The 11,852-nt window shown below is 62.0% G+C and carries 14 protein-coding genes; 10 read left to right on the forward strand and 4 right to left on the reverse strand.

Going from position 1 to position 11,852, the window contains the following annotated elements:
- The first annotated feature begins 209 nt into the window (after positions 1-209).
- Positions 210-812, forward strand: coding sequence for a superoxide dismutase (locus FHX11_RS08400; RefSeq protein ID WP_184356927.1), 603 nt, complete (start codon positions 210-212; stop codon positions 810-812).
- Between the two features lie 114 nt (positions 813-926).
- Positions 927-1,784 (forward strand): metallophosphoesterase, encoded by an 858-nt coding sequence (locus tag FHX11_RS08405; protein WP_184356929.1) that lies wholly within the window; start codon positions 927-929, stop codon positions 1,782-1,784.
- A 98-nt stretch (positions 1,785-1,882) separates the two neighbouring features.
- On the opposite strand, the gene FHX11_RS08410 is transcribed toward FHX11_RS08405, so the two are convergent.
- Positions 1,883-2,776 (reverse strand): AraC family transcriptional regulator, encoded by an 894-nt coding sequence (locus tag FHX11_RS08410; RefSeq protein WP_184356931.1) that lies wholly within the window; start codon positions 2,774-2,776, stop codon positions 1,883-1,885.
- Positions 2,777-2,937: 161 nt separating this feature from the next.
- Between FHX11_RS08410 and FHX11_RS08415 the strand changes: the two genes are divergently transcribed.
- On the forward strand, positions 2,938-3,720 hold the full coding sequence (locus tag FHX11_RS08415; RefSeq protein ID WP_184356933.1) for an SDR family oxidoreductase: 783 nt from the start codon (positions 2,938-2,940) through the stop codon (positions 3,718-3,720).
- Between the two features lie 33 nt (positions 3,721-3,753).
- Here FHX11_RS08415 and FHX11_RS08420 read toward each other — a convergent pair whose 3' ends face one another.
- Positions 3,754-4,455, reverse strand: a complete 702-nt coding sequence (locus tag FHX11_RS08420) for a YafY family protein (RefSeq protein WP_184356935.1) — start codon at positions 4,453-4,455, stop codon at positions 3,754-3,756.
- Positions 4,456-4,583: 128 nt separating this feature from the next.
- Between FHX11_RS08420 and FHX11_RS08425 the strand changes: the two genes are divergently transcribed.
- The 3 genes from FHX11_RS08425 to FHX11_RS08435 all read left to right on the forward strand — a co-directional run bounded on the left by FHX11_RS08425 (position 4,584) and on the right by FHX11_RS08435 (position 6,952).
- The gene (locus FHX11_RS08425) at positions 4,584-5,222 is read left to right on the forward strand and encodes a LysE family translocator (protein WP_184356937.1); all 639 of its coding nucleotides are present in this window, start codon (positions 4,584-4,586) and stop codon (positions 5,220-5,222) included.
- 155 nt (positions 5,223-5,377) lie between these two features.
- Complete coding sequence (locus tag FHX11_RS08430) at positions 5,378-5,821, forward strand: cytochrome c (protein ID WP_184356939.1); 444 nt, start codon at positions 5,378-5,380, stop codon at positions 5,819-5,821.
- 216 nt (positions 5,822-6,037) lie between these two features.
- Positions 6,038-6,952 (forward strand): cytochrome c, encoded by a 915-nt coding sequence (locus tag FHX11_RS08435; protein WP_184356941.1) that lies wholly within the window; start codon positions 6,038-6,040, stop codon positions 6,950-6,952.
- A gap of 24 nt (positions 6,953-6,976) precedes the next feature.
- On the opposite strand, the gene FHX11_RS08440 is transcribed toward FHX11_RS08435, so the two are convergent.
- A complete protein-coding gene (locus tag FHX11_RS08440) occupies positions 6,977-7,747 on the reverse strand; it encodes a class I SAM-dependent methyltransferase (protein ID WP_184356944.1) in 771 nt (256 codons plus the stop codon).
- Positions 7,748-7,854: 107 nt separating this feature from the next.
- Between FHX11_RS08440 and FHX11_RS08445 the strand changes: the two genes are divergently transcribed.
- A complete protein-coding gene (locus tag FHX11_RS08445; protein ID WP_184356946.1) occupies positions 7,855-8,481 on the forward strand; it encodes a C39 family peptidase in 627 nt (208 codons plus the stop codon).
- Positions 8,482-8,520: 39 nt separating this feature from the next.
- Here the strand turns inward: FHX11_RS08445 and FHX11_RS08450 are convergent, their stop codons facing one another.
- Positions 8,521-9,090, reverse strand: a complete 570-nt coding sequence (locus FHX11_RS08450; RefSeq protein WP_184356948.1) for a GNAT family N-acetyltransferase — start codon at positions 9,088-9,090, stop codon at positions 8,521-8,523.
- A 271-nt stretch (positions 9,091-9,361) separates the two neighbouring features.
- Between FHX11_RS08450 and dmeR the strand changes: the two genes are divergently transcribed.
- From dmeR to bla, 3 genes are all read left to right on the forward strand, one after another.
- Entirely contained in the window at positions 9,362-9,634 is a 273-nt protein-coding gene (gene dmeR / locus FHX11_RS08455) for a Ni(II)/Co(II)-sensing transcriptional repressor DmeR (protein ID WP_184356951.1), read from the forward strand.
- 35 nt (positions 9,635-9,669) lie between these two features.
- Positions 9,670-10,641 carry a CDF family Co(II)/Ni(II) efflux transporter DmeF gene (dmeF, locus tag FHX11_RS08460; RefSeq protein ID WP_184356952.1) on the forward strand — a complete coding sequence of 324 codons (972 nt, stop codon included), beginning with the start codon at positions 9,670-9,672 and terminating at the stop codon, positions 10,639-10,641.
- 86 nt (positions 10,642-10,727) lie between these two features.
- The gene (bla, locus tag FHX11_RS08465) at positions 10,728-11,735 is read left to right on the forward strand and encodes a class A beta-lactamase (protein ID WP_184356953.1); all 1,008 of its coding nucleotides are present in this window, start codon (positions 10,728-10,730) and stop codon (positions 11,733-11,735) included.
- Positions 11,736-11,852 lie beyond the last annotated feature (117 nt).

Raw genomic sequence — 11,852 nt, forward strand, 5'->3', positions numbered from 1 at the left:
CGGCGATCATACCTGGCGGTGGGGCGTCGGCCCGTCATGATATGCATCGATGTCGGTTTTTAAGCTATGCCTATATTCAATTGAAAGCAGAGCAATTTTTCCTTCGATCAGCGCTTTTTTTGGCATGTCGCCGGTTGCCCTTCAATGCGTCCCCACCTATGTTCCCGATCACCTGCCGACGCAATCTTTTGCCAAGAGGAGATATGACCATGGCTTTCGTATTGCCTGAACTTCCCTACGATTATGACGCGCTTTCCCCCTTCATGTCGCGTGAGACCCTCGAGTATCACCACGACAAGCATCACAAGGCCTATGTCGACAATGGCAACAAGCTCGCTGCCGAAGCCGGTCTCTCCGATCTCTCCCTCGAAGAGATCGTGAAGAAGTCGTTCGGCACCAATGCCGGCCTCTTCAACAATGCTGCCCAGCACTACAACCATGTGCTCTTCTGGAACTGGATGAAGAAGGGCGGCGGCGGCAACAAGCTGCCGGGCAAGCTCGAAGCAGCCTTCGCCTCCGATCTCGGCGGCTATGACAAGTTCAAGGCCGATTTCGCCGCTGCCGGCGCCACCCAGTTCGGTTCCGGCTGGGCCTGGGTTTCCGTCAAGAACGGCAAGCTCGAAATCTCCAAGACCCCGAACGGCGAGAACCCGCTGGTTCATGGCGCGACCCCGATCCTCGGCATCGACGTCTGGGAACATTCCTACTACATCGACTACCGCAACCTGCGTCCGAAGTATATCGAGGCCTTCATCGATAGCCTGATCAACTGGGATTACGTCCTGGAGCGCTACGAAGCCGCCACGAAGTAAGCCCGGCCGTCACGGCTTGGTTTTCCGCACCCGGCGCCCTCCAGGCGTCGGGTGTTTTCATATCTGCCGTTTGCCAGCGCCCGATCGTTGCTTTGCCGGCCCGAAGGAGGCTGCATGTCGTCCCTGTCCGTCCCGCTCTTCCGCTTCGGCGTGGTCGCCGATCCGCAATATGCCGCCCTGGAGCCCAATCTCGCGCTCGACCGCTATCCGGCCAAGAGCCTCGGCAAGCTCGCGGACGCGATCGCGGAGTTCAATCGACACGATCTCGCCTTCGTCGTCACCCTCGGCGACATCATCGACCGTCATTGGGAGAGCTTCGACGATATTCTCCCGGTCTACGAGACCCTGCGGCATCAGCGGCATTTCCTGCTTGGCAATCATGATTTCGTGGTTGCGGCGGAGCATCTGGCCGAGGTCGCCGGCCGTGTCGGCATGCCCTCGGCCTATTATGACTTCACCCATGCCGGCTATCGCTTCATTGCGCTCGACGGCAATGAGATCAGCGTCTTCGCTCCGCCGGAGGGCGATCCGCGCCGCGATGAGGCCAAGGCGCTGATGACGGCGCTGCGCAACACCGGCGCGCCGAACTGGCAGCGCTGGAATGCCGCGATTGGCGATGCGCAATATGCCTGGCTTACCACCCGGCTGGACGAAGCCAAGGCGGCCGGCGAAAAGGTGGTCGTGATGAGCCATTATCCGGTTTTCCCGGAGAATGCGCACAATGCGCTCGACAGCGGCCGGATGCTGGCGTTGCTCGCCGGACAGGACCATGTCGTCGCCTATCTCAGCGGCCATAATCACGCCGGCAATTTCGGCGTGGCGGACGGCACCTCTTTCGTCAATTTCAAAGGCATGGTCGATACAGAGTATGACAACGCCTATGCGATCGTCTCCGTCTATGACGATCGGCTGGAAATCGCCGGTTTCGGGCGGGAGGAGAGCAGGGTGCTGGCGCTCGGCCAGAGCCGCTAGCGCAAATCCAGAAACAGTGCGCGGCGGTTTTCCGTCCGGAACTGCTGGAAAACAAAGAGATAGAGCAGTCCAGAGTTTCCATGAAACACTGGACTGCTTTAGCTCGCCATCCGCATCTCGGTAACGTCTCGTTTCGGCGGCGTACCGAACATGCGGGTATATTCGCGGCTGAATTGCGAGGCGCTTTCGTAACCGACCCGATAGGCCGCGGTCTCCACATTGGCTTGACCGGCCACCATCAGGCGCCGGGCTTCGAGCAGCCGCATCTGCTTCTGATATTGCAGCGGGGTCATCGAGGTCAGCGTCTTGAAATGCTGATGGAACGAGGAGGGACTCATGCGCGCGGCCGCAGCCAGCCGCTCGATCCGCACCGGCTCGGCGAAATTGTCGCGCAGCAGGCGGATCGCGTCCGCGACGCGGCGCGTCTGTCCGTCCGGCAGCATAAGCTTGCAGACCTCGCCGCCATTGGGGCCGGTCAGCATCCAGAAGCAGATTTCCCGCATGATCGCCGGATAGAGCACCGGAATGGCGCTCGGCGTTGCGAGCAGCCGTGTCAGTCGCGCCAGGCAGTCGGCAAGCTGCTCGCCGAGATCCTCGACAAAGATGCCGAGATGAGCGCCGCCGGTCGGTTTCGGCGGCCTGTCGAGCTGCTCCATCACCTCGCGCATCACGCCGACATCGAATTCGAGCGAGAGGGCAATATAAGGCTTCTCCATGCTGGCCTGGATCACCCTGCCGGCTGCGGGCAGCTCGATGCTGATGATGAGGGCCTGCATCTCGGCATAGTCGATCACCCTGTCATTCAGCATCAATTGCTTTGCGCCCTGGAGAATGACGCAGAGCGCTGGTCGATAGATCATCGCATGCGGCATCTTCGGCTCGGTGGAGCGCATGATGTGCAGGCCATCGATGCCCGTCGAAAACACCGTATCGCCGCCGCTATCATTGGCATCGATGAATTGCGTGATCGCATCTTTAAGGGCTGACGACATCGGCGGTCTCCGGGGTAGGGGCCATTGCGCGATCATAGCAGAGGGATGACGGCCAACAAGGCGGTTGGAGGAATAGGCAAGAAATTCGAGAGTTCCGGCATTCAGGAAAATGGCTCCGCGGGCGTAGATTCCCGTCATCAGATAGTCCTCGGAGAACGGCAATGACAGTTGAAAATGCTGATAAATCAAAGGCAAAGATCGCAATCATCACCGGCGGCAGCCGCGGTCTCGGGCGCAATACCGCCCTTCATCTCGCTCGTCGCGGCGTCGATACCATCCTGACCTATCGCTCAAATCGGGCAGAAGCCGAGAGCGCGGTTGCCGAAATCGAGGCGCTTGGCGGCAAGGCTGTGGCCCTGCGGCTCGATGCCGGCGACGTGGCATCCTTTGCCATTTTTGCCGTCGAGATCGGGCGCGCGCTGCAGCAAAACTGGGGCCGCGATCGCTTCGATTTTCTCGTCAACAATGCCGGTACCTCCTATCACGCCGCCTTCGCCGAGACGACGGAAGCCGAGTTCGACACGCTCTACAACGTCCATCTCAAGGGCGTGTATTTCCTCACGCAGAAGCTGTTGCCCTTGATCCGGGATGGCGGCCGCATCGTCAACATTTCCTCCGGCCTTGCCCGCTTCAGCAATCCAGGCTCGTCGGCCTATGCGGCGATGAAGGGTGCGGTCGAGGTTCTCACGCGCTATCTCGCCAAGGAGCTCGGCCCCCGCGGCATCGCCGTCAACACGGTGGCGCCGGGGGCCATCCAGACGGATTTCAGCGGCGGCATCGTCCGCGACAATCCGGAGGTCAACAGGATGGTCGCCTCCATGACCGCGCTCGGCCGCGCCGGCCTGCCCGACGATATCGGTCCGATGATCGCTTCGCTGCTGTCGGACGACAATCGCTGGGTCAATGGCCAGCGCATCGAAGTCTCGGGCGGTATGATCCTCTAAGGCCGGATCGTATCCCCGACACCTCGCGACACCTCAGCCGGTCGCGGCTGGGGTATTGACCTGCCATCCCTGCACCCAGAGCTGCCGCAGGCCATCGCCTTCACCCTTGAACCATGACCCCGTGGCTTCGCAGCCCTCGATCCGGTCGCTGCGGAAATTTCGGATCGCCTGGCGCAGCTCGCACCAGGCGACGATATTGGCGGTCTCGGCATAGTAGATCAGCGCGACCGGCCGGATGATGCGCTCGGTGGCGCGGCCGAGTTCGTCGCGGTAGAAAAGATCCAGCTTCTCCTCGTCGCGGATGGCGCGGCGCACCAGGGCGAGATCGGTCGCGGCGGTCGAGGGGGCGGCGAAGCCCCAGGCATGCAGCGCATTGGCGTCGATCGTCTGACGCAGCGGCGCCGGCACGGCGCCGGCGATCTTGGCGCTGACGCGTTTGGCGGCCTGTTTCAGCTCGTCGTCCCCGGTGCGCTCCAGGAGCGCCAGCGACAGCACGATTGCCTCCATCTCCTCGATCGAGAACATCAGCGGTGGCAGGTCGAAGCCAGGCCGCAGGATATAGCCGATGCCGCGCCCGCCTTCGATCGGCACGCGCATGGCCTGCAATGCCACGATGTCGCGATAGACCGAACGCACCGTCACCTCCAGCCGCTCGGCAATGATGGCGGCGGTCACCGGCTTTTTCGCCAGCCGCAGGATCTGGATGATCTCGAACAGGCGCGACGCCTTGCGCATTTCTTCCTCCAGGATTGAAGGCTACTGACAATACCCTGTCAGTTGGGTGCCTTTATAGAACTGCCTATCGACTTGAAAATCAACATGTTCCCTGTGCCTTTGCGCATAAGGGGTGATGGGCAACTGACATGGATTATACCGAGAATCTCTGGCTCTATTTTCTGCTTCTCTTCGGCATCATCATCGTGCCGGGCATGGATATGCTCTTCGTGCTCGCCAATGCGCTGAGCGGCGGGCGCAACAGGGGGCTTGCCGCGACCGGCGGCATCATGCTGGGCGGCGCGGTGCATTCGCTGAACGGCGCGCTCGGCGTCGGGCTGCTGATGCATTTCGTGCCACTCCTCTTCAATCCGCTGCTGCTTGCCGGCGCGGCCTATATGGCCTTCATCGGCATCACGCTGATGCGCAGTTCGATCACCGTCGGCGATGGCGAGGGGCCGGCCGGCAGCCGCTCCGCGTGGCGGGCCTTTCGTCAGGGAGCGATTACCTGCCTGATCAATCCCAAGGCCTATCTTTTCATGTTCGCCGTCTATCCGCAGTTCCTGAAGCCGGATTATGGACCGATCTGGCTGCAGGCGACCATCATGGGGCTGATGACCGTCGCCACGCAGTTCGCCATCTATGGCGGGCTTGCCGTCACCGCCGGTCGCAGCCGCGAGTTGCTGGTCGCTAATCCCTGGGCGACCGCTCTTGCCGGTCGTGCCGCCGGGCTGCTGCTTTTCGCAGTCTCGGTCTTCACTCTATGGGAAGGCTGGAGGACGGCGTAACCGCCAGCGCATGGCTCGCATATGGCGCTGATTCTGCTAAGCTCTCACCACTTTGTGACTTCATAGCTGTCATGGAAATCGGCAATCATGGCGGCCGTGATGGAGCACCGACCGTATTCTCGGTCCTGATCACAATGGAGAGGTAGGAGAGCTACATGAGATGGAGAGTGATTGTGGCGGCAACGGCCCTGGCTGGCGTCGCCTTCGGTTCTGTCGTCGCCGCCGACGGCACGCATGATTCCCGCATCGCGCTGATGAAGAAGATCGGCGCCGCCGCCGGTGCCCTCGGCGCCATCGCCAAGGGCGACAAACCCTATGATGCCGAGGTCGTCAAGGCATCGCTGACGACGATTGCCGAGACCGCGAAGGCCTTCCCGAACCAGTTCAATGCGGATAGCGACAAGACCGATCCGGAGGTCAATCCGAAAGTCTGGGACAATCTCGACGACTTCAAGGCCAAGGCGGCGAAGCTGTCCACGGATGCCGAGACCGCGCTTGCCCAGCTTCCGGCCGACCAGGCCGGCGTCGGCGCGACGCTCAAGACGCTGGGCGGCAATTGCGGCGCCTGTCATCAGGCCTACCGCATCAAGAAGGACTAAAGCGCGTCGCGATCTCTAAGATTCGCTTCCCGCGCTTTAGGTCTTTGATGTTGCGCATGTCGTTCTCGCAAAACCGATGCGCACTTTTGCGCGACATGCTTTAAGCGGTAGGTCGGTATCATCAGGACATCAGGTCGAGCATCCGCACCGGCTTTATCGCCGGTGCGGCGTTTCGTGGTTTGGAGCCAGGCTGGCGGCGGGTTGAAGGGGAAAGGCATGATTGCGCGATTTGTTCGATGGCTGCTCTGTCTTGTCGGTCTCGTCATCATCGGCTTTGCCACCTTCTATGTCGTCACGGCGCCGTCGCCATTGCCGGCAAGCCATTGGGCAGGCCTCGGCGATCCCGATATCAAGAACGGCGAAATGGTGTTCTGGGCCGGCGGCTGCACCAGTTGCCACGCGGCGCCGGGTGCCCAGGGCGATGCCAAGCTCGTACTGTCCGGCGGATTGGCGCTCAATAGCCCATTCGGCACCTTTCATGTCCCGAATATCTCGCCGGATGAAAAGGCCGGCCTCGGCAGCTGGACGCTCGCCGATTTCGGCAATGCCATGAAGCGCGGCGTCGGCCGGAATGGCGAGCATCTCTATCCGTCCTTTCCCTACGGCTCCTATGCCCGCATGAGCGACAAGGACATCAACGATCTCTGGGGCTTCCTGAAGACGCTGCCGAAGAGCGCCAATGTCGCGCCGCCGCACGAGTTGCCGTTTCCATTCAATATCAGGCTGGCGCTTGGCGGCTGGAAATTCCTCTATTTCAACAACCAGCCTCGCGTCGTGCTCGCCAATGCCGACAATAAGGTCGGGCGCGGCCAATATCTGGTCGAAGGCCCCGGCCATTGCGGCGAATGCCACACGCCGCGAGATGCCCTCGGCGGTTTCTTGAAGGACAAATGGCTGGCCGGAGCGCCGAATCCCGAGGGCAAGGGCAATATTCCGGATATTACCCCCGGCTCGAAGGCGGTCGGAAGCTGGAGCGCCGCCGATATCGCCAACTATCTCGAAACCGGCTTCACCCCGGATTTCGATTCCGCCGGTGGTTCGATGGCCGAGGTGCAGCAGAACATCGCGCATCTGCCGGCCTCGGACCGCGAGGCCATCGCGGCTTACCTGAAGGTGCTGCCGGCGCGGTGACGGGGAGGTCGGTTCGCCGCTGTTTCAGCGTCGTCTCGCCAGATAGAGATGCGTCTCGTATCGCAGCTCGAATTCGCCGCCATGCGCCGTGATCGCCGCGGCGATCGCTCGGAGCAGAACTTCTCTTTGCGTATCCGCCAGCAGCCGATGGCCTGACAGCGTTCGCAGAAGGTCGGTATAGCTTGCCGCGCTGTGTGTCCGGCTCCAGGGATAGCAGCGATGCGTGGCCGGGCCGAAATGATCGGTCTCTTCGAATTGCGCGGCGAAAGGACCGTCCGGCAGATACCAGGATTCGGCGGGTGGGCCGGCAAGGGAGGGCGCGTATCGCGAATAGATGCGGGCAAATTCAGACCCAAGCGGCGCTTCCGGCGGCAGCGGCACATTGCCGAACACGGCAAGCGTTCCGTCCGGCGTGAGCTGGGCGGCTGTCTTGGCAAACCCGATCTCCGGCGCAACCCAGTGAAAGGACTGGGCGGCGAGCGCAAGTTTGAAGCTCTCCGTCTCGCCGATCCAGGCTTCGAAGGTCGATTGCGCAAAGCGGACACCGGGAAATTCCGCCAGGTTCTCGGCGGCAATGCCGATCAGGTCGCGGCCGGGGTCGAGAGCAAGCACCGGAAAGCCGCGGCGCGCAAACCCCTGCGTCGCCTGTCCCGTGCCGCAGCCGATTTCGAGGATACGATCCGTCTTGTGCAGGTCGGCAAAGGCGATGATGTCGTCGAAGAGCGGCTCCGGATAGACCGGACGCGCCCCGCCATAGAGCGTCGCCACGCCGTCGAAGGTAAACCGCCGTTCCAAGGAATATCCTCAGTTGAAAAATCGCGCGCGAGCAGCCTTTTTTCCATCGTATTTCCATCGGAGGTTACCGCATCTCGGATGAGGCGTACAGTGAAGGGGCGACGGGCGTGGACGCAACGGTGAAGTATGACGTTCCTTATTTCAGCCAATGGGAAACGCCTGACATGACGCTCGCTGTGGTGGCCGAAGGGGCTCAGGCGGCCTTGCTGAAAGATCCGCTATGGGCGTCTTCCGGGGCGCACAATGTCGAGGACTATGCCCGCTGGGCTGGCAATCTCTGCGGCATGGCATGCCTGAAGATGGTTCTCGCCGCCCGCACCGGGCGGGCGATCCCGATCATGGATCTCGCCATGGGATGCCGGGAGCACGGTGGCTATGTCGAGGAGCCGGATGGCAGGATCAAGGGCCTGATCTACGCGCCCTTCATTCCCTTCGTTAGAGATCGCTTCGGCCTCGATGCGCGGGTCGTCACCGGAATTTCCACTGCCGATATCGGTGGCATCCTGAAGGAGCCGGCGTTCTTCATCGCCTCCGTCCACCATTCCATTCGCTGGCCCGAGACCGAGCCGCCGTCGAAGGGTGGGCATCTCGTTCTGGTGACCGCGCTCGAAGGCGACCGCATCCGCTTCCACAATCCCTCCGGGCATGTCGTCGCCACCCGAGAGAATGTCGAAATGCCGCTGGAGACATTCGACCGGTTTTTTGCCGGGCGCGGGATCGCCATCGATCGCTGACGATAGGAAGGTCAACGGCGATCCCGGCGCGGGCCGGCTTCAGCCAAGCGCCTGCAGAAAGCGCATGCCGGTGACCGGACGCGGCTTGAAATCCATGTTTTCGTAGAAGCGGTGCGCCTGGACATTGCCGGTCGCGGCGCTGACGGAGAGATAGCCGCAGCCGGCCTTGCGGGCGACGTCGCGCGCGCGGTCGACGAGGTGCTGGCCTATGCCGTGGCCGCGATGGCCGTCGCGCACGAAGAGATGGTGCAGGTCCATGCCGCGCTGACCTTCCTGCGCCCGGTAGAGCGGCACGAGAATGGCATAGCCTATCAGCCCGTTTCCGCCCTCGGCCACCAGCGCCGTGATCCATGGTACCGGCCCGAAGAGGTCACGCTCCAGCTGCTCCGGCGTCGTGGCGGAGGGATCGCCATGATGGGCGGCCAGCAGGCGGATCATGTCGTTCAGTTCCGGCAGATCGCGCGGCTGCGCGGTGCGGATGGTGATGACGGATGGGCGGAGAAGTGAGATTTCGCTATCGTCCAGCATGGTATTTCGCGTCCTTGTTTCGAATGAGCCGTCAGGACGCTGCTGATACAACAAAGCCGCCTGACGGCGGCTTGTTGACAATATGATCTGTCCAGCCGCCCTTTACAGGTACAGCCAAAAATACGAGCAATTGTGGAGCGCTTGCGTGATCATGGGCGCATAGATGATCCGGAATGGCGGATTTGTCAATGGGGGCTCCGCCATTGTGCCGCCGCGCATGCCGCATCGCCGGGCGCCGCCCTCATAGCGGCCGTCACCATGCCTGCCATTATCTCCGCATGCCTCGTCGAACGGCGTTTGCTTCCTCTGCTTCTTTATAGTATACCCCCCTATATTATATTTCGAGGTCGCCATGTCGCACACCGTTCGTGAGCAAGCCAAGCTTCTTTCCCGCATCCGCCGCCTCAAGGGGCAGATGGAGGCGGTGGAGAGGGCTTTGGAGGCTGAGCGGCCCTGCGGGGAGATCCTCCAGCTTCTCGCCTCCATTCGTGGCGCGCTGACCGGCCTCACCGGCGAGATCGTCGAGGATCATCTGCGCGAGCATGTCCTGGAGGCCGAAAATGAGACGGCCCGTCGTCAGGCGGTCGATGAAATATCGGATGTGTTGAAGACTTATCTGCGCTGAGCAGAGCTTTGGAAATGGAACGGGAGACCGATGTGATGAGTGGTTCTTCGGATGCTTTGACGCACAGCCACGTGTTCTTGGGCAGCGATCACCAGCGCAACGAACGCCGTATCTGGCTCGTCATCGCGCTGACGACCGTGATGATGGTAATCGAGATCGGTGCCGGTTCGCTCTATGGCTCCATGGCGCTGGTCGCCGACGGCTGGCACATGTCGACGCATGCCAGTGCCATGCTGATTTCGGCGCTCGCCTATCTCTATGCCCGCCGCCACGCGCACAATGCGCGCTTCACCTTCGGCACCGGCAAGCTCGGCGATCTCGCCGGCTTCGCCAGCGCCATCATCCTTGCGATGATCGCGCTATTGATGGCATGGGAAAGCCTGCTGCGGCTGCGAAATCCCGTTGTGATCGATTATCGCGAGGCGATCGCGATCGCCGTTGTCGGCCTGCTCGTCAATATCGCCAGTGCCTGGCTATTGCGTGACGATCATGCCCATCATCACCACGGGCATGGTCACGATCACGGTCATCACCATGACCATCATCACGATCATGATCATCCCCATCCGCACAGCGTTTCGGACAACAATCTGCGCTCGGCCTACATTCACGTGATTGCCGACGCCATGACGTCGGTTCTGGCGATCGTCGCGCTTCTGCTCGGCAGCCGCTTCGGCTGGACCTTCCTCGATCCGCTGATGGGCATCGTCGGCGGGCTGGTGATCCTGCAATGGTCGTGGAGCCTGTTGCGCTCCACCGGCGGGATCCTGCTCGATTTCATCCCGCCGGGAGAGGAACTGCCCGAGGAAATCCGCGAGGCCATCGAAACGGATAGCGACCGCATCACCGACCTGCATGTCTGGCAGGTCGGCCCCGGCCATCACGCCGCGATCGTCGCCGTCGCGACGCCGGAGCCACGCGATGCAGCCTTCTACAAGGCCCGGCTCGCGGACCTGCACGAGCTCTCGCATGTCACCGTCGAGGTCACGGTCGAAAGGGCTGCCTGAGGCGGCGGAAATTCGTTGCTCGCCAGAGCCTTGCCATATTCCGCGCTTACCCCAGATTCGGCCTGATTCCGCTGGAGGTTTTCCGCATGCCTACATTGTTGACACGCCGCCGCCTCATGGCCGGCTCGGCGCTGCTCATCCCCGCCCTGACGTTTGGCCCGGACGCGCTGTTTGCCGAGGATGCCAATGCCAGCAAGAGCCCGGATGCAGACGCTCCGGCGGCAGATGCACAGGATGATGCCGCCCCCTCGGACGACGACATGGGCGGAGGGCAGCAAGGCGCGGACAATTCCCAGGTCACCGAGGACGCGGACAAGCAGCTCGCGGATCTGGAAAAGAAGACCGGCGGCCGCCTCGGCGTGTCCGTCCTCGATACGGAGACCAATATCTCGCTCGGCAGCCGCGAAGCGGAGCGGTTCGCCCTGTGCAGCACCTACAAGGTGCTTGCGGTCGGCTTCGTGCTCGCCCGTGTCGACCAAGGCGTGGAAAAGCTCGACCGGCGTGTCACCTACGGCAAGGATGTTTTGCTTTCCTATTCGCCGGAGACGGAAAAGCATGCGGGCGGCGACGGTATGACGGTCGCCGAACTCTGCAATGCAGCCATCACGCTCAGCGACAATACGGCCGCCAATCTGCTGCTCGACAGTTTCGGTGGCCCGGCGGCGCTGACGGCGTGGCTGCGCACGTCCGGCGATACGGAAACCCGGCTCGATCGCAAGGAGCCGGATCTCAACCAGGCGGCCAAGGACGATCCGCGCGATACGACGACGCCCGATTCCATGCTGGATACGCTCGGGCTGCTGACGCTTGGCAATACGCTCTCGGAGACCTCGCGCGATCAGCTGTCGAACTGGCTGGTCAGCAACACCACCGGAAATGCGCGCCTGCGCGCCGGCTTGCCGAAAGAATGGAAGGTCGGCGACAAGACCGGCACAGGTGACAATGGCTCCTATGGCGACGTTGCCGTCATCTGGCCGCCGGAGCGCGGCCCGATCCTCGTCGTGACCTATGTGGGCGAGGCAACCGCGCCGGCAAAGGACATCGAAGCGGTCTTCGCCGATGTCGCCAAGATCGTGGTGGGTATGGTCGGGTGATATAGTAGCGCCCTGAAATGTGATCGACAAATCAGGGCAATAGGGTTGCGACCTGAATCAGGATCGCACGGACTTCAAGTCATTTCGAGAAACGTCGCGTGGAGAGCGAGCGGCTGG

This window comes from Rhizobium sp. BK602, from assembly GCF_014195095.1.
GTDB lineage: Bacteria > Pseudomonadota > Alphaproteobacteria > Rhizobiales > Rhizobiaceae > Rhizobium.